The sequence below is a fragment of the Acidimangrovimonas sediminis genome (assembly GCF_002871005.1).
Lineage (GTDB): Bacteria > Pseudomonadota > Alphaproteobacteria > Rhodobacterales > Rhodobacteraceae > Acidimangrovimonas > Acidimangrovimonas sediminis.
Genome location: NZ_PHSN01000012.1, coordinates 1 through 17,074, shown reverse-complemented (window position 1 = coordinate 17,074; position 17,074 = coordinate 1). Strand labels below are relative to the sequence as shown.

The window sequence follows — 17,074 nt, the reverse complement described above, 5'->3', positions numbered from 1 at the left end:
TTGCGTGCGAGGCGATATTTATTTAAGCCTAAACTAATTGCGCAACTGGATTCAGGGATCGTCCCCTTGCCCCAAGACAGGCAGATTCGCCACGTACTGGTCACCGGAGCGACCCGCGGCCTGGGTCATGAGATCGCCCGCCGTTTCGCCGCCGCGGGCGACCGGGTGACGGTGCTGGGGCGCTCTGCCGACTCGGCCGAGAAGACGGCGAAGGAGATCGGCGCGGCGGGCTGGGTGCAGGCCGACGTGACCGACGCCGCGGCGCTGCAGACGGCACTGGCGTCGGCCTCCGCGGCACGCGGAACCATTGACGTGCTGGTGAACAATGCGGGCGCGGCCGAGACGGCGCCGGTCGCGCGTTCCGGCCTCGACCAGCTGCACCGGATGATGGCGCTGAACGTCGACCATGTGCTGATCGCGACGCAGGCGGTGTTGCCGGCGATGGTGGCGCAGGGCTTCGGGCGGATCGTCACCGTGGCCTCGACCGCGGGGCTCAAGGGATATGGCTACGTCTCGGCCTATTGTGCGGCCAAGCATGCCGCCGTCGGCCTTACCCGCGCCATCGCGCAGGAGGTGGCGGGCAGCGGCGTCACCGTCAACGCCGTCTGCCCGGGCTACAGTGACACCGACCTGATCGCGCAATCGGTCGACAAGCTGGAGGCCCGCACCGGCAAGAGCCGGGCGGACCTCATGGAAACCTTCACCCGGACCAATCCGATGGGGCGGCTGATCGCCCCATCCGAGGTGGCGAATGCCGTGATATGGTTGGCGGAGGCCGAGGCATCTGCCATCACCGGGCAGTGCATCGCCGTAGCGGGGGGAGAGATATGAGCGACTCGAACGGGACGCCCGAGGCCGTCCACCTGGACGCCGAATACGGGCTGGCCGAGAATCCCGACGATCACCGCAGCGAACTGCGCCTGTGGCTCAGGATGCTTACATGCACCACGCTGATCGAGACCGAGATCCGCAAGCGCCTGCGCGAGCAGTTCGACACGACCCTGCCGCGCTTCGACATGATGGCGCAGCTCTACCGTACCGAGGAGGGCGTGCTGCTGGGCGAGCTATCGCAACGCATGATGGTGTCGAACGGCAACGTCACCGGGCTGGTGGAGCGTCTGGTGCAGGAGGGGCTGATCGAGCGTCAGGTCTCCGAGACCGACCGCCGCGCGACCCGCGTGAGCATGACCCCCCATGGCCGCGCCGTCTTCGCCGAGATGGCCGAGGCCCATGCCGAGTGGATCTCGGATTTCATGTCCAGCGTCAGCGAGCGCGATCAGGAACGGCTCTGGTCCCGGCTCGGGGGGCTCAAGGCCTCGGTCCGGGGGGCGCTGAGCGACCAGCCGGCGCAGGGCCGCAAGGCGTCGAGGAGGAAACGCACATGACACATCAGACCGCCATGCAGGCGCCGTTGTCCGAGGCCCGGCCCGAGCATTTCCTGCTCTCGGTCGCGGACGGGATCGCGACGATCACGCTCAACCGCCCGGACCGCAAGAACCCGCTGACCTTCGACAGCTATGCCGAGCTGCGCGATACGTTCCGCGCGCTGCGCTACGACGATGCGGTGACCGCGGTCGTGCTGACCGGGGCGGGGGGCAACTTCTCTTCGGGCGGCGACGTGTTCGAGATCATCGAACCGCTGACCACGATGTCGGTGCCCGAGCTGCACGCCTTCACCACCATGACCGGCGATCTGGTCAAGGAGATGCGCGCCTGCCCGCAGCCGATCGTCGCCGCGGTCGAGGGGATCTGCGCCGGCGCCGGCGCGATCATGGCGATGGCCTCGGACATCCGCATCGCGGGGGAGGGGGCGAAGGTCGCCTTTCTCTTCAACCGGGTGGGCCTTGCCGGCTGCGACATGGGCGCCTGTGCGATGCTGCCCCGGATCATCGGGCAGGGGCGGGCGTCGGACCTTCTTTACACCGGCCGCTTCATGGGCGCGGAAGAGGGCGAGCGCTGGGGCTTCTTCAACCGCGTGACCGGCGCGGGCGCGGCGCTGGAGGCGGCGCAGGAGACGGCGGCGGCGATCACCCGGGGCCCGACCTACGCCAACGGCATCACCAAGCGGATGCTGCAGATGGAATGGGCCATGGGCGTCGACGCCGCGATCGACGCCGAGGCGATCGCACAGGCGCTCTGCATGAAGACCGCCGATTTCCGCCGCGCGTTCGAGGCTTTCGCCGCCAAGTCCCAGCCCGTCTTCGAAGGCAATTGAGATGGCCGACCGCAGCTTTCTCGACTGGCCGTTCTTCGAGGACCGCCACCGCGAGCTTGCCGCGCGGGCCGAGGCCTGGGCGCAGGCGAACGTGCCCGGCCTCGTCGATCACCACGATGCCGACGGCTCCTGTCACCGCCTTGTCGCCGCGATGGGCGAGGCCGGGTGGTTCGTCCATTCCGCACCAGAAGACGGTCGGTTCGACGTGCGCACCCTGTGTCTTCTGCGCGAGACCTTCGGCCGGGTCGACGCGCTGGCCGATTTCGCCTTTGCCATGCAGGGGTTGGGGACCGGCGCGATCACCCTTGCCGGCACACCCGAGCAGCGCGACGCGGTGCTGCCCGGCGTGCGTGCGGGCACGACGATCGCCGCCTTCGCCCTGACCGAGCCCGAGGCCGGGTCGGACGTCGCGCAACTGGCGATGACGGCGACGCCCGCGGGCAACGACGAGATTGCGCTGAACGGCGAGAAGACCTGGATCTCGAACGGCACCATTGCCGGTCATTACGTCGTCTTCGCCCGCAGCGGCGAGGCGCCGGGCGCGCGCGGCCTTTCGGCCTATTGCGTGCCGGCAGACACCCCGGGGCTGACCGTGGCGGAAAAGCTGGAGACGGTCGCGCCGCACCCGCTGGCCCGGCTGCGCTTTGACGACGTCCGCATCCCCGCCTCGGCCCGGCTGGGCAAGGGCGGCGAGGGGTTCAAGATCGCGATGGCCACGCTCGACGTCTTCCGCACCACCGTTGGGGCGGCGGCGCTGGGGTTCGCGCGGCGCGCGCTTGACGTGACGCTGGATCGCACCCGCACCCGCCGGCTGTTCGGCGCGCCGCTTGCGGACATGCAGCTGACCCAGACCGCGCTGGCCGAGATGGCCACGGGGATCGACACATCGGCGCTGATGATCTATCGCGCCGCCTGGACCCGCGATGCCGGCGCCCCGCGCATCACGCGCGAGGCGGCGATGGCCAAGATGGTCGCGACCGAGGCGGCGCAGAAGGTGATCGACCAGGCGGTGCAGCTGCACGGCGGCGAGGGCGTGCGCGCGGGGTCGGTCCCCGAGACGCTTTACCGCGACATCCGGGCGCTCAGGATCTACGAGGGCGCGACCGAGGTGCAGAAGCTGATCATCGCCCGCCAGTTGCTGGCCGAGGCGGAGAAGGCCACCGCGTGACCACGCGGCAGGCAGACAGGAAGTGAACGTGACAGGACAGGAGACGACTGCGTGAGCGCCTTTGGATCGACGGGCACCGAAACCGGGGACAACGCCCCTGAAGACGCGGACGCAACCCTGCAGGTGCTGCAGCCCGAGGGCTGGAAGAAGCCGCGCGGCTATGCCAACGGAATGTCCGGGCGGGGCCGCATCGTGATGACCGGCGGTCTGATCGGCTGGGACGCGGAGGAGGTTCTGGCGAAGGGCTTCGTGCCGCAGGTGGAGCAGACGCTGCGCAACATCGTGGCGGTGCTGGCCGCAGGCGGCGCCGGGCCCGAACACCTGGCCCGGCTGACCTGGTACGTGCGCGACATCGGGACCTACCGCGCCGCGCTCAAGGAACTGGCCCCGGTCTACCGCGCGGTCCTGGGCCGGAACTACCCCGCGATGGCGCTGGTGCAGGTCGCGGCCCTCGTCGAACCCGAGGCACTGGTGGAGATCGAGGCGACCGCGATCGTTCCCGACTAGGAGGCCGGCGCCGCGCTGCCGCAAGCCGTCCCGGCCGGGGCGGATTTCCTTGCGGTATGCCCGCGCGGGATCCGGGTGCCGCGCCCCAGGGTCGACAGGGCGGGTATCAGCCCTCAGTCCTTAGACCGGCGTCACGGGAAGGTTGTCGATCAGCCGCACGCCGTTCAGCCAGGCGGCCAGGAACAGCCGGGCGGGCCGGTCGGCCACCTGCATCGGCGCAAGATCCGGGTCGCCGCGCAATTCGAGATAGTCGATCGTATCGAAGCCCGCCGCGCGCAGGGTGGCCTGCGCGGCCTCCAGCGTCGCGGCGACATCGCCGCCGCCGGAAATCGCACGCGCCGCATCGCCCAGCACCCGCCCGATCACCGGCGCAGCCCTGCGCGCGTCGCTCTCGAGCCGGAGATTGCGCGAGGACATGGCAAGCCCGTCCTCTTCGCGCACCGTGGGGCAACCCACGATCTCCGTCTTCAGGTCGAGATCGGCCACGAGGCGCCGCACGACCTGAAGCTGCTGATAATCCTTTTCGCCGAAAAAGCTGAAATCGGCATCGGTCTGAAGCAGCAGCTTGGTCACCACGGTCGCCATGCCGTCGAAATGCCCGGGTCGGGTGCCGCCGCACAGCCCGCTGCTCACGCCCGCGACCGAAACCGTCGTGGCGAAACCCTCGGGATAGATCTCTTGCGGGTCGGGCACGTAGAGCACGTCGATCGCCAGCGGCGCCAGCTTCGCGGCGTCGCTGTCCTCGGTGCGGGGGTACTTCGCCAGATCCTCGGGGTTGTTGAACTGGCGGGGGTTCACGAAGATCGTCACGATTACCCGGTCGGCACGTGCCCGGGCCGCCTCGACCAGGCTGAGGTGACCCGAGTGCAGCGCGCCCATTGTCAGCACGACGCCGATGGTCTGGCCCGCGGCGTGCCACTCGCGGGTCCGGGCGCGCAGATCGGCCTTGCGGCGAAGGATCTCCATCAGATCTTTCCTTCGTCGGTGAAGACATGCTCGGGCGCGGGGAAGTCACGCGCGCGCACCTCCTCCGCGTAGGCCCGGATCGCGCCGGCCGCGTCGGCCGCGAGATGGGCGTAGCGTTTCACGAATTTCGGCTTGAAGGCGTCGAACAGGCCCAGCATGTCGTCGATCACCAGGATCTGGCCGTCGCATCCGGCCGAGGCACCGATCCCGATGGTGGGAATCGCGATCTCGGCGGTGATCTGGTCGGCCAGCGCGGCAGGCACCTTTTCCAGCACGACGGAGAAGGCCCCGGCCTCTGCCACCGCGCGGGCATCGTCGCGGATGCGGTCGGCATCGGCGCCCTTGCCCTGCACCCTGTACCCGCCGAGCGCGTTGACCGATTGCGGCGTCAGCCCGATATGCGCCATCACCGGGATGCCGCGCTGCACCAGGGTGGCGATCGTCTCGGCCATGGTCCGCCCGCCCTCGAGCTTGACCGCGCCGGCCCCGGTCTCGGCCATCAGCCGCGCGGCATTGCGAAACGCCTGGGCCGGGCCTTCCTCGTAGCTGGCGAAGGGCATGTCGACGACCATCAGCGCCCGGTCCAGACCCCGCGCGACCGCCTGCCCGTGCAGGATCATCATCTCCATCGTCACCGGCAGGGTCGAGGGCAGGCCGTGCAGCACCATGCCCACGCTGTCGCCCACCAGCACCACGTCGCATTCCGCATCCGCAAGGCGGGCGACCGGGGTGGTATAGGCGGTCAGGCAGACCAGCGGGGTCGCCCCCTTGCGGGCACGGATGTCAGCGGCGGTCAGGGCCTTTTGCGGTGCGGATCGGCTCATGTCGGTCCTTTCGGTGGGTCAGAAGTCGAGGCCAAGATCAAGCGCCCGCGCGGAATGCGTCAGCGCGCCGGACGAGATGTAATCGACCCCGGTCGCGGCCACCTCGGCCACGCGGTCGAGCCGCATGTTGCCCGAAGCCTCGAGGATCAGCCGCCCGGCCGTCATCGCGACGGCCTCGACAAGGGTCGGGGTGTCCATATTGTCGAGCAGCACCACGTCGGCGCCGCCCTCGTCAAGCACTTCGGCCAGCTGGTCGAGGCGGTCGACCTCGATCTCGGTGCGGATCATGTGCGAGGCGCCGGCCTTGACCGCGCGCAGCACCGGGCGGATGCCGCCGGCAGCCGCAATGTGGTTGTCCTTGATCAGGATCGCGTCGGACAACGAGAAACGGTGGTTGAACCCACCGCCATGCAGCACCGCCTGCTTCTCGACCACGCGCAGGCCGGGGGTGGTCTTGCGGGTGCAGGTGATGCGGGTCGCAGTGCCCCGGGTCTCGGCCACGAAGGCGGCGGTCAGGGTGGCGGTGCCGCACAGCCGCCCGGCGAAGTTCAGCGCCACCCGCTCGGCCGAAAGGATGGAGGCGGCCTTGCCCGCGATCTCCATCATCAGGTCGCCGGGCGCGATCGGGTCGCCGTCGGCGACATGCGCGGTCACCTTCAGGTCGGGGTCGACCAGCCGGAAGGCGATGGCCGCGACCTGCATCCCCGAGGCGACGCCCGGCTCACGCGCATGAAGACGGGCGGTGTAGCGCTTGTCGGGGGGGATCACGGTGCGGGTCGTGATGTCGCCATAGGTGCCCAGATCCTCGATCAGTGCGGCGCGGACCATGGGTTCCAGGATCAGGTCGGGAAGCGGAGTATGTGTCATGCGTGTTCCAGTCTCACGGCATCGCGGAGGGCAAGCGCCCCGGCCAGCGTCAGGGTCGAACGCTGCCCGGCGTCACCTTTGGCCCGGGGAAAATCCGCGCGGAAATGGGCGCCGCGGCTTTCCTCTCGCAGGAGGGCCGAGGCGGCGATCAGGGTGGCGGTGGCAGTCATGTTGAGAAGCTGCGGGTTGTCGGGCTGACCTGCCTCGACCTCGGCGATCTCGCGCAGGGTGCGGCGCAGGCCGGCGGCCTCGCGGATCACCCCGGCGCCATTCGTCATTGCCTGCCGCAGACGCGCGATAAGCGCCGGGTCCGGCGCCGCCCTCGCGGGCATGTCGGGCAGCGCGACGGGTGTGGCGGTGGCCACCGACGGGCCAAGGGCGCCGCCAATGTCATGCGCGGCGCGCCGGGCGAAGACCAGCGCCTCCAGAAGCCCGTTCGAGGCAAGGCGGTTGGCCCCGTGCAGCCCGGTCGAGGCGGTCTCGCCACAGACCCACAGACCAGGGAGGGAGCTTTTCGCGTCGGCATCCGTCGCGATCCCGCCCATGTGGTAATGCGCGGCAGCGGCGACCGGGATCGTGCCCGCGACCGGGTCGAGCCCCGCGTCGCGGCAGGCCTGCGCCACGGCCGGGAAGGCCTCGAGGATCCGGGGCCCGAGTACCCCGCGGGTGTCGAGCGCGGGTCGCCGCCCGGCCTGGGTCTGGGCATAGACCGCGCGGGCGACGATGTCGCGCGGCGCCAGCTCCGCGTCGGGGTGGGCCTCCGGCATGAACCGCGCGCCGTCACGGTCGACCAGGGTCGCGCCCTCGCCCCGAAGCGCCTCGGTCGCAAGCGGCGCCGGGTCGAGGCCACAGTCGATGGCGGTGGGGTGGAACTGCACGAACTCGGCATCCGAGACCCGGGCCCCGGCACGCGCCGCCATGCCAATCGCCTCGCCCCGGATCCGCGGCGGGTTGGTGGTCAGCGCATACAGCCCGCCCGAGCCGCCCCCCGCCAGCAGGCAGGCCGGCGCCCGGATCAGGCAGGGCGCCGAGAGCCGGGGGAGGCTGCGCGCCACCTCGACCCCCGTGACCTTGCCATCTTCGACATGCAGGCCCGTGGCGATGACGCCTTCCAGCACCTGAATCGAGGGTGTCTCTCGGATGTGGCCGATCAGGGCGCGCATGATTTCCGCACCCGCCTGATCGCCACGCACCCGCACCACCCGCGCGGTCGAATGCGCCGCCTCGCGCGACAGCACGTAGCCGCCGGCATCATCACGGTCGAAGGGCGTCCCGAGGCCGGTCAGGTCAAGGATATGGTCCCGCGCCTCGGCGGTGACCAGCGCCGCGACCTCCGGGGTCACCGCGCCGGCCCCGGCCCGGATCGTGTCGCGCGCGTGGGCCTCGGCGCTGTCGTGGGGATCCATCGCCGCGGCCACGCCGCCCTGCGCCCAGGCCGAACTTGCCCCGCTGCCCAGCGGATCGGGCGACAGGATCAGCACCGGCCGGGGCGCCAGCTTCAGCGCGGCATAGAGCGCGGCAAGACCCGCGCCGATGACGACGACGCGGCCGGTTTCGATCACCTGCATGACACTCACGCCGACAGGCGGCGGGACAGGTCGATCATCCGCTCCACCGCGACGCGGGCCCGCGCCGCGATCTCGGGATCTACCTCAACCGCGCCCTGCATCGAGTGCAGCGACCAGAGGACGTTCTCCAGCGTGATCTTCTTCATGTAGGGGCACATGTTGCAGGGGCCCACGAACTCCACCCCCGGCAGGGCGTCCGAGATGTTCGACGCCATCGAGCATTCGGTGACCAGAAGCGCCTTTGGCGGTTGTTCCCGCGCGACATAGTCGATGATGCCACTGGTCGAGCCGGAGAAATCGGCCTCGGCCACGACGTCGGGCGGGCATTCCGGATGGGCGATGATCCGCGTCTCGGGGTTCCAGCCGCGAAAGTCGCGCAGGTCCTGCGCGGTGAAGCGCTCGTGCACGATGCAGGCGCCGTCCCACCAGACGATGCGTTTCTGCGGCACCTGCTTTGCCACGTTCTGGGCAAGGTACTTGTCGGGGGTCATGATGACGGTGTCGCTGTCCTGTGCGGCGACGATCTGCGCGGCATTGGCCGAGGTGCAGCAGATGTCCGAGGCGGCCTTTACCTCGGCGGTGGTGTTGACGTAGCTGACCACCGGCGCACCGGGATAGCGCGCGCGCATCTCGGCAATGCCGGCCGGCGTGATGCTTTCGGCCAGCGAGCAGCCGGCCTCGCGGTCGGGGATCAGCACGGTCTTGGCGGGGTTCAGGATCTTCGAGGTCTCGGCCATGAAATGCACGCCGCATTGCACGATCACCCCGGCCTCGACCTTGGTCGCCTCGATCGCGAGTTGCAGGCTGTCGCCGACGACATCGGCAATGCCGTGATAGATCTCGGGCGTCATGTAGTTGTGGGCAAGGATCACCGCGTTGCGCTCCGCCTTCAGGCGGTTGATCGCGGCGACATAGGGCGCGAAGATCGCCCAGTCCGGCGGCGAGACGACCCGGCTCATGCGGGCGTAGAGATGGGCATTGGCCTCGGCTGTCTCGGTTGATGGGGAAAGATCGTAGTGATCGGCGAGTTCGGCGCGCAGCGCGATCTGGTCAAGCAAAGTGGGGGAATCCTCGGTTCATTGCATGCCGTCGCAGGACGGAACCCGACGCGCCTCCGGCGCCGGCTGCCCGATGTCTAGGAAAAACCGGACCGGGGAACAAGAACCCGGTTGCCCAATATTTCAAATTCGCCGTCCGGTTCTGTCACTTTCTTGCGCATTCACGAGATGGTTTCCGGTGTGGAGCCACGGGAATTCGCCGAAGGGCAGGCCTGACTGCCGTCAGGATCTGGCAGCTTGGGCGTGAGGGGTTATCTATACATGGCAATTGATACTTGGCACACGTAAGGCAACCGATGGCCTAATCCGCAGATTACATAATCTCGGTTATGGGTTTCCGCCGTGAGTTACGGATCAACCGTTCTCGGATCAGGGATGGCCCGCAGCTCACCCCGCTGCAAGCACCAGCCAGAGGCAAAGCTCGGCGACGAGCTGCGCCGCGCCGAGGACGTCGCCGGTGAAGCCCCCTATCTGTCGCCGCGCCAGCGCCGCTATCAACGCGGCGCCCACGGCGGCCGCCAGCATGGGGCCGATCACCAGGGGCAAGGCCAGAATGGCGATCACGGCCGCGCAGGCGATGGCGGCCCAGACCTGCCCGGGCCCGATCCGGTCGGCCGCGGAATGCCCCAGCCCGCCGTTGCGCGCGGGCGGCAGTAGCGCCATGATCGCCGGAAGCGGTGCACGGCTCAACGCGCCCGCCCCGGCCATGAGCAGGATCGCGGACTGGCCGGGCAGAACCTCGGCCAGCAGGACGACGCGCAACGCCAGCACCAGCACCAGAGCGATCGCGCCGTAGCTTCCCAGCCGGCTGTCGCGCATGATCTCCAGCTTGCGCAGCCTGTCCCCGCCGCCCCCGAATCCGTCGGCGAGGTCGGCCAACCCGTCCTCGTGCATCGCGCCGGTGGACAGCACGCTCGCACCCACCGCCAGGATCGCGGCGGGCAGCGGCATCAGGCCGAGGGCCTGCGCCAACCAGAAGGCCAGCCCCGCGATCGCCCCCGCAACCGCCCCGGCCAGCGGATAGGCCCAGGCGGCGGAGGCAAGCGGCGGGGCGGGATCAAGCCGCCCGACCGGCAACCGGGTCAACAGCATAAGTGCAAGGCGCAGCTCCGCCCCGCGCCGTGCAGGCCCCCCCGCCGCGCGGCTCATGCGTCGCTGACCCCGGCCTCGGCGAAGGTGGCCATGCCGTTATGCGCCTCGAGCGCGGCCCGCAGGATCCCCAGCGCCACCGCGGCGCCCGAGCCCTCGCCCAGCCGCATCCCCAGATCGAGAAGCGGCCGCTTCTCGATCGCCGACAGCAGGCGCCTCTGCCCCGGCTCGGCGCTGGCATGGGCGACGATGCAATGATCCAGCGCCCCAAGCCCCAGCGGATGGAGCACCGCCGCCGAGGCGGTGCAGATGAAACCGTCGAGGATCACCGGCACCTTGCGGGCCCGCGCGGCCAGCAGCGCGCCGCAGATCGCCGCCTGTTCGCGCCCGCCGAAGGCCGCCAGCGTGGCCAGCGGATCGCCAAGCGCCGCGCGGTGCCGTACGATCCCGGCCTCGATCGCGGCGACCTTCCGGGCGATCCCGTCCGGGTCCGACCCGGTGCCCGGTCCGACCCAATCCCAGCCCTCGCCGCCAAAGCTCGCCTGCGCCAGCGCCGCAGCAACGGTGGAATTGCCGATCCCCATCTCGCCCAGCAGGAGGACGTCGGCGCGCGGGTCGAGCCCGGCCGCGCCGCGGGCCATCGCGTCAAGCACCTCGGCCTCGGTCATCGCCGGGCCCTGGGTGAAATCGCCAGTCGGACGGTCGAGATCGAGGGCGACCACCTCCAGCTCGGCCCCGCTGGCCCGGCAGAGCTGGTTGACCGCGGCGCCCCCGGCCCGGAAATTGGCGACCATCTGGGCCGTCACCTCCTGCGGGAACGGGTTCACCCGCTGGGCACAGACACCATGGTTGCCCGCGAAGACGACGGCCTGCGCATGGCCGATCTTCGGCCGCGCGCTGCCCTGCCAACCGGCCATGAACACCGCCAACTCCTCCAGCCTGCCCAGCGATCCCGGCGGCTTGGTCAGCGCGTCCTGCCGGCGCCGGGCGGCGGCGGCCGAGGGCTCGCTTGCCTCCGGAAGTCGGGCCAGACGGCCGCGCAGCGCGGCGAAGGACTCCACGGGGAAGATCGGATCGCTCATGTCATTTCACCTTCAGCGGAAGGCCGGAAACCACGAACTGCACTTCGTCCGCAGCCCCGGCGATGGTCTGGTTCAGCCAGCCCGCGGCGTCGCGGTAGGCCCGTGCCAGCGCGTTGTCGGGCACGATGCCCATGCCGACCTCGTTTGTCACCAGGATCACCGGGCTCCGCTGGCGCGGCAGCGCCTCGGCAAGGGCCCCGCCCTCGTGCCGCCAGTCGCGCCCGGCCTCCATCAGGTTGGCAAGCCAGAGCGTCAGGCAGTCGACCAGCCGCGGCCCGGCGCCGTCGGTCGCCTCCAGCGCGGGGACCAGATCCAGCGGCACCTCATGGTCGCGCCAGTCGCCCCCTCGCCGGGCCCGGTGCGCAGCGATACGCTCCAACATCTCGGCGTCGCGCGCCTCGGCCGTCGCGATATATTGCGGCGTCCCGGGCAGCGCGAGGGTGCGTGCCTCGGCATAGCCGCTCTTGCCCGAGCGGGCGCCGCCTGTAATGAGTAGGGCCATGCCGCCTCTCCGTTTCCGGGGGCACTAAGCATCATTCGCAATGCGTGAAAAGGGGTGAGGCCGCGCGTGCAGGGCCCGGAACCGACCGAGATGATCCTGATCCGCCACGCCCCGGTGGCCGAACCCGGCCTGCTGGCCGGACGCAGCGACCTGCCCGCGCGGCTGCCCGAGCCGCGCGCGCTAGGGGCGGCGCGGCAAATGCTCGCGGGTTGGGGGGCGGATCCCGGGCGGCTTGTCGTCAGCCCCGCCCTGCGCTGCCGCGAGACGGCCGCCGCGCTGTTCCCCGGCACGACCCCGCCTGCCGATCCGCGCCTGTGGGAGCAGGATTTCGGCGCGTGGGACGGCCGCCCGATGGCCGCGATGCCCGACCTCGGGCCGCAGGATCGGGCGGCGCTTGCCACCCTGCGCCCGCCCGGGGGCGAGAGCTTTCTCGACGCCGCCGGGCGGATCGCCCCCGCGCTCGACGCCATGACCGCGGCGCCGGGGATCGTCACGCTCGTGGTCCATGCCGGGACCATCCGGGCGGCCCTGGGCCAGGCGCTCGGCACCCCCGAGGCCGGCCTCGCCTTCGAGATCGCGCCGCTTTCGGCCACCCGGATCCGGCTGTTTCCCGACGGCAGCCGCGGCATCGCCTTCGTCAACCGGGCGCTGACGTGAGGCCCCCGCCGCCCGCCACCGTCGCCGGGCATTTCGGCGAGTTCCTGCAAGGCCGCCTCGGCCCACAGGGGCCGGTTGCGCTGGTCACCCTGCCCTGCCCCGCGCTTCGGGCCCGGGCCAGCCACCGCCCCGGCGCCTTTGCCCTGCACCAGCCGGACGCGCGGGTGATGACCCGGCAGGCGGCGGCCCGGTTCCTCGCCGGCCTCGGACTGCCGCGCCGGGGGCGGTTCGTCCTGAAACTCGACATGCCGCCGGGAGGCGGCGCTGGGGCGTCGACCGCGGCGCGGGTGGCGCTGGCCCGGGCCGCGGCCGTGCAAGACCCCGGGGCGATCGCGCGGGCCTGTCTGGCCAGCGAAGGCGCGCTTGATCCGCTGATGTTCGATCACCCCGCACGGCGGCTCTGGGCCTCCCGCCTGGGGCGCATGCTGGCCCCCCTGCCGCCGCCGCCGAGGTTCGAGGTGCTGGGCGGCTTCCTTGGCCCGATGCGGCGGACCGATCCGCGCGACATGGCCTTTCCGGACATCGCCGACCTTGCCGCCGCCTGGCCCGGGGCCTGCACCGACCCCGCCGCAGCCGCCGCGCTGGCCAGCGCATCGGCGCGCCGCACGCTCGCCCTGCGCCACCCCGGGGGCGACCCGACCGAGGGACTGGCGCGCCGCTTCGGCGCGCTTGGCTTCGCGATCGGCCACACCGGCGCCGCGCGAGCGCTGCTGTTCGCCCCCGGCACCGTTCCCGATGCGGCACCCGACGCCCTGCGCGCCGCCGGGTTCCGCCACGTCCTGCGCTTTCGCACCGGAGGGAGCTGATGCTTTACGTACTGCCCCTGCTGATCGCGCTGGCGCTTGATGCCCTCCTCGGCTGGCCCGACGCCCTCTTTCGCCGGATAAGCCATCCCGTGGTCTGGATCGGGGCGCTGATCGCCCGGCTGGACCGGCGCTGGAACCGCGAGGGCGCGCCCTTTGCCCGACGCCGCGCCGCGGGCATTGCCGCCGCGCTCCTGACCGTCGGGGTGGCGGTGGCGACGGGGGCGGCGGTGCAGGCGCTTCTGCCGGCGGGTTGGGCCGGGGTCGTGCTGACCGGGATATTCTGCTGGCCGCTCCTCGCCGCGCGGTCGCTCCACGATCACGTGGCGCGCGTGGCCCGGCCACTGGCCGCAGGCGACCTGAAGGGCGCGCGCGCCGCCGTCGCGATGATCGTCGGCCGCGATCCCGCGCAGCTGGACGCCCCCGCCGTGGCCCGCGCCGCGATCGAGAGCCTTGCCGAGAATGCCTCGGACGGGGTGGTGGCGCCGCTGTTCTGGGGGGTGATCTTCGGTCTGCCGGGGATCGCCGGCTACAAGGCGGTCAACACCCTCGATTCGATGATCGGCCACCGCACACCCCGGCACGAGGCCTTTGGCTGGGCCGCGGCACGCATCGACGACGCGGCGAACCTGATCCCGGCCCGCCTGACGGCACTGTGCTTTGCGCTGGCCGGGCCGGCGCCACGGCGGGCCCTTGCCACGGTGCGGCGCGATGCCGGGCTGCACCGCTCGCCCAACGCGGGCTGGCCGGAGGCGGCGATGGCGGGGTCCCTGGCGATCCGGCTGTCGGGGCCGCGGGTCTACGCCAACCGGCAGAGCGACGAACCCTGGGTCAATGCCGGGGGCGCCGATCCGGATTCGGCTGGCATCCGGGCCGCACTTGGGCTTTACCGGCGGGCGCTGATCGGGCTGGCCCTCGTGCTGGCCCTGCTTGCGGCGATCTGGGCGGCGATCTGAGGGATACAATGCGCGACCACGGCGGCAATCTCGACCAGGCGATCGCCCGCTTTGGCGGCGCGGCGGAGGGCTGGATCGACCTGTCGACCGGGATCAACCGCCAGCCCTACCCGGTGCCGCGACTTTCCCCCGACGCATGGGCCGCCCTGCCCCGGCGCGGCGCCGAGGCGGCGTTGATCTCCGCCGCAGCCCATGCCTACCGGACCGGCGCGGCGATCCTGCCGCTGGCCGGGGCGCAGGCCGCGATTCAGCTGGTGCCGCGCCTCGGCCCGCCCGGCCGCGCGCGGGTGCTCTCTCCCACCTACAACGAACACGCGGCGGCGCTGCGCACCGGCGGCTGGACGGTCGAGGAGGTCACGACACCCGGCGCCCTCGCCGGGGCCGACCTTGCCGTTCTGGTCAACCCAAACAACCCCGACGGGCGCTGCCTTTCCCCCGCCGAGCTGCGCGATCTTGCCCCCCGCGTGGGCCGGCTGGTGGTCGACGAGAGCTTCGCCGATGCCTGCCCGGAACTGTCGGTCGCCGGCATCCCCAATCCGGGGATCATCGTCCTGCGCTCCTTCGGCAAGTTCTACGGGCTGGCCGGTCTGCGGCTGGGCTTTGCCCTGGGCACGGAGGCCGAAATTGCCGCCCTTGCCGCGATGGCGGGGCCCTGGGCGGTGTCGGGCCCGGCGCTGGAGATCGGGGCCAAGGCGCTGCGCGACGACGCCTGGGCCGATGACACCCGTGCCCGGCTGGCGTCAGAGGCGCCCCGGATCGACGCGCTGGCCGCCCGCGCGGGCTGGCGGCTGGCCGGGGGCGCCGCGCTCTTCAGGCTGTACGACACCCCGGACGCCGGGGCAGCGCAGACGGGGCTCGCGCGTCACGGGATCTGGTCGCGGATCTTTCCCGGCAATGCGCGCTGGCTGCGCCTCGGCCTGCCGGGGTCGGAGGCGGAATGGGCCCGGCTTGCCCGGGCGATGGAGGAGGCAGATGCAATTCACCCGTGACGAGGCCGAGACGCTGGACCGGATCCTGCACTGGCGCCGCGACGTGCGCCATTTTCGCCGCGACCCGGTGCCCGAGGCGGTGCTGCGGCGCCTGCGCCGCGCCGTCGATACCGCGCCGTCGGTCGGCAATGCCCGGCCCTGGCGGCTGATCCGGGTCGAGGATCCGGGGCTGCGCGCCGGGGTGAAGGTGGAATTCGCCCGCTGCAACACCGATGCCAAGGAGATCTACGAGGGCGACAAGGCGCGCGCCTACGGGCGGCTGAAGCTGGCCGGGATCGACGCCGCGCCGGTGCAATTCGCCGTCTTCACCGCGACCGATCCCGAGGAGGGGCATCGCCTCGGCCGCCTGACCATGCCCGAGACGCTGCGCCAGTCGACCGCGATGGCGATCTTCACGCTGTGGCTGGCGGCGCGGGCCGAGAACCTCGGCCTCGGCATGGTCTCGATCCTCGACCCTGCGCGGATGGAACGGCTGTTCGAGGTGCCCGAGGGCTGGGTCTTCACCGCCTATCTCTGCCTCGGCTGGCCCGAGTTCACCGACGACACGCCGCTCCTGCACCGCGAGGATTGGCAGCACAACACCGATACCGGCTGGGAAACCCGCTGACGCCTGATCCGCTGACGCTTCAGCGCGCCAGCGCAAGCAGCCCCGCAACGTCGAGATGGGCCTCCATATGCGCCGCAAGCGCATCGAGCGTGGCCTCCACCCCGGCGCGATAGCCGGTGGCAGAGCCTGCACCGCCAAGCCCCGCAAGGAAGGCCGTGCGAAAGCCGTCGTCGGCGAACATGCCGTGAATGTAGCTGCCCATCACCCGCCTGTCCGCCGACACCGCCCCCTCGGGCCGATCGTCCAGCCGGGCGAAGGGACGCACGCAATCGGCGCCACCGGTGCGGCCGATGTGGATCTCGTACCCGTCGAACCGTGCACCTGAGAGGGCATGTTCCGCCGTCACCCGCGTCAGCGTCTTGTCACCCGACATCACGGTCGCCACATCCAGCAGCCCCAGCCCGGGGCTGTCGCCGGCGGGCCCCTCGATCCCCTCCGGATCGGCGATCGAACGGCCCAGCATCTGGTAGCCGCCGCAGATCCCCAGGATCGCGCCGCCCCGGCGGTGATGGGCGGCAAGGTCGATGTCCCAGCCCTGCGACCGCAGGAAGGCCAGATCACCGCGCGTCGACTTGCTGCCCGGCACGATCACCAGGTCCAGATCGCCGGGGATCGGCCTGCCCGGGCCGATCATCGACAGGCTGACGCCGGGTTCCGCGGCCAGCGGGTCCAGATCGTCGAAATTCGCGATTCGCGACAGGGCGAGGCAGCCGATCCTGAGGCCTCCCGACCCGCCTACCGCCTTTTCCTGCACGTCGAGCGCATCCTCGGCCGGCAGCTTCACCGCGTCGGGAAAGAACGGCAACACACCGTAGCCGCGCCAGCCGGTGCGCTCGGCGATGAAGTCGTATCCCTTGTCGAAGAGCCGCGGATCGCCGCGAAACTTGTTGATCAGGAAGCCCGCGACCATGGCCGCATCCGCAGGGTCGATCACCGCCTGCGTCCCCACGATCTGGGCGATCACCCCGCCCCGGTCGATGTCGCCCGTCAGGATCACCGGCACGTCCGCCGCCCGCGCGAACCCCATGTTGGCGATGTCGCCCGCCCGCAGGTTCACCTCGGCCGGGCTGCCCGCGCCCTCGACGATCACCAGGTCATGCGCGGCGCTGAGCCGCCCGAACGACTCCATCACCGGTCCCATCAGCGAGGGTTTCACCCCCCAATAGTCGCGCGCCTTCAGCGTGCCGACGCGGCGGCCCTGAACGATGACCTGCGA

Annotated in this window: 19 protein-coding genes; 10 read left to right on the top strand and 9 right to left on the bottom strand. The window is 71.2% G+C overall.

What is annotated here, in order from left to right:
• Window positions 1-66 precede the first annotated feature (66 nt).
• Genes CVV76_RS11210 through CVV76_RS11190 form a run of 5 tightly spaced genes read left to right on the top strand, consistent with a single transcriptional unit; the run spans window position 67 to window position 3,890 of the window.
• Window positions 67-831, top strand: a complete 765-nt coding sequence (locus CVV76_RS11210) for an SDR family NAD(P)-dependent oxidoreductase (protein WP_233192817.1) — start codon at window positions 67-69, stop codon at window positions 829-831.
• Entirely contained in the window at window positions 828-1,385 is a 558-nt protein-coding gene (locus tag CVV76_RS11205; RefSeq protein ID WP_102224741.1) for a MarR family winged helix-turn-helix transcriptional regulator, read from the top strand. The genes CVV76_RS11210 and CVV76_RS11205 overlap by 4 nt, the downstream gene beginning before the upstream one ends.
• 14 nt (window positions 1,386-1,399) lie before the next feature.
• Window positions 1,400-2,215: an enoyl-CoA hydratase family protein gene (locus tag CVV76_RS11200; RefSeq protein ID WP_199178588.1), complete on the top strand. Its 816-nt coding sequence runs from the start codon at window positions 1,400-1,402 to the stop codon at window positions 2,213-2,215.
• Between the two features lies 1 nt (window position 2,216).
• Entirely contained in the window at window positions 2,217-3,383 is a 1,167-nt protein-coding gene (locus CVV76_RS11195; protein WP_102224739.1) for an acyl-CoA dehydrogenase family protein, read from the top strand.
• Between the two features lie 51 nt (window positions 3,384-3,434).
• Window positions 3,435-3,890: a RidA family protein gene (locus tag CVV76_RS11190; protein ID WP_233192816.1), complete on the top strand. Its 456-nt coding sequence runs from the start codon at window positions 3,435-3,437 to the stop codon at window positions 3,888-3,890.
• Window positions 3,891-4,010: 120 nt separating this feature from the next.
• On the opposite strand, the gene panC is transcribed toward CVV76_RS11190, so the two are convergent.
• From panC to cobU, 8 genes are all read right to left on the bottom strand, one after another.
• The gene (gene panC, locus CVV76_RS11185) at window positions 4,011-4,856 is read right to left on the bottom strand and encodes a pantoate--beta-alanine ligase (RefSeq protein ID WP_102224738.1); all 846 of its coding nucleotides are present in this window, start codon (window positions 4,854-4,856) and stop codon (window positions 4,011-4,013) included.
• Window positions 4,856-5,680, bottom strand: a complete 825-nt coding sequence (gene panB / locus CVV76_RS11180) for a 3-methyl-2-oxobutanoate hydroxymethyltransferase (RefSeq protein WP_102224737.1) — start codon at window positions 5,678-5,680, stop codon at window positions 4,856-4,858. Before panB ends, panC begins: the two co-directional genes overlap by 1 nt.
• An 18-nt stretch (window positions 5,681-5,698) precedes the next feature.
• Window positions 5,699-6,547, bottom strand: a complete 849-nt coding sequence (nadC, locus tag CVV76_RS11175) for a carboxylating nicotinate-nucleotide diphosphorylase (RefSeq protein WP_102224736.1) — start codon at window positions 6,545-6,547, stop codon at window positions 5,699-5,701.
• On the bottom strand, window positions 6,544-8,115 hold the full coding sequence (locus tag CVV76_RS11170) for an L-aspartate oxidase (protein ID WP_102224735.1): 1,572 nt from the start codon (window positions 8,113-8,115) through the stop codon (window positions 6,544-6,546). Before CVV76_RS11170 ends, nadC begins: the two co-directional genes overlap by 4 nt.
• 5 nt (window positions 8,116-8,120) lie before the next feature.
• The gene (gene nadA, locus CVV76_RS11165) at window positions 8,121-9,173 is read right to left on the bottom strand and encodes a quinolinate synthase NadA (protein ID WP_102224734.1); all 1,053 of its coding nucleotides are present in this window, start codon (window positions 9,171-9,173) and stop codon (window positions 8,121-8,123) included.
• A gap of 387 nt (window positions 9,174-9,560) precedes the next feature.
• On the bottom strand, window positions 9,561-10,322 hold the full coding sequence (cobS, locus tag CVV76_RS11160; RefSeq protein ID WP_102224733.1) for an adenosylcobinamide-GDP ribazoletransferase: 762 nt from the start codon (window positions 10,320-10,322) through the stop codon (window positions 9,561-9,563).
• Window positions 10,319-11,344 (bottom strand): nicotinate-nucleotide--dimethylbenzimidazole phosphoribosyltransferase, encoded by a 1,026-nt coding sequence (gene cobT / locus CVV76_RS11155; RefSeq protein ID WP_102224732.1) that lies wholly within the window; start codon window positions 11,342-11,344, stop codon window positions 10,319-10,321. Before cobT ends, cobS begins: the two co-directional genes overlap by 4 nt.
• Window position 11,345: 1 nt before the next feature.
• Window positions 11,346-11,846, bottom strand: a complete 501-nt coding sequence (gene cobU, locus CVV76_RS11150; protein ID WP_102224731.1) for a bifunctional adenosylcobinamide kinase/adenosylcobinamide-phosphate guanylyltransferase — start codon at window positions 11,844-11,846, stop codon at window positions 11,346-11,348.
• A 66-nt stretch (window positions 11,847-11,912) separates the two neighbouring features.
• On the opposite strand from cobU, the gene CVV76_RS11145 reads away from it, so the two are divergent.
• From CVV76_RS11145 to bluB, 5 genes are read left to right on the top strand one after another with little or no spacing between them, the layout of a single operon-like run.
• Window positions 11,913-12,503 (top strand): histidine phosphatase family protein, encoded by a 591-nt coding sequence (locus CVV76_RS11145; RefSeq protein WP_102224730.1) that lies wholly within the window; start codon window positions 11,913-11,915, stop codon window positions 12,501-12,503.
• The gene (locus CVV76_RS11140; protein ID WP_199178572.1) at window positions 12,500-13,309 is read left to right on the top strand and encodes a propanediol utilization protein; all 810 of its coding nucleotides are present in this window, start codon (window positions 12,500-12,502) and stop codon (window positions 13,307-13,309) included. Before CVV76_RS11145 ends, CVV76_RS11140 begins: the two co-directional genes overlap by 4 nt.
• Window positions 13,309-14,262 carry an adenosylcobinamide-phosphate synthase CbiB gene (cbiB, locus tag CVV76_RS11135; protein WP_102224729.1) on the top strand — a complete coding sequence of 318 codons (954 nt, stop codon included), beginning with the start codon at window positions 13,309-13,311 and terminating at the stop codon, window positions 14,260-14,262. Before CVV76_RS11140 ends, cbiB begins: the two co-directional genes overlap by 1 nt.
• An 8-nt stretch (window positions 14,263-14,270) precedes the next feature.
• A complete protein-coding gene (gene cobD / locus CVV76_RS11130) occupies window positions 14,271-15,251 on the top strand; it encodes a threonine-phosphate decarboxylase CobD (RefSeq protein WP_102224728.1) in 981 nt (326 codons plus the stop codon).
• Complete coding sequence (gene bluB, locus CVV76_RS11125; RefSeq protein ID WP_102224727.1) at window positions 15,235-15,858, top strand: 5,6-dimethylbenzimidazole synthase; 624 nt, start codon at window positions 15,235-15,237, stop codon at window positions 15,856-15,858. Before cobD ends, bluB begins: the two co-directional genes overlap by 17 nt.
• Before the next feature lie 19 nt (window positions 15,859-15,877).
• On the opposite strand, the gene CVV76_RS11120 is transcribed toward bluB, so the two are convergent.
• On the bottom strand, window positions 15,878-17,074 hold a 1,197-nt coding region (locus CVV76_RS11120; protein ID WP_102224726.1), incomplete at its 5' end, for a cobyric acid synthase.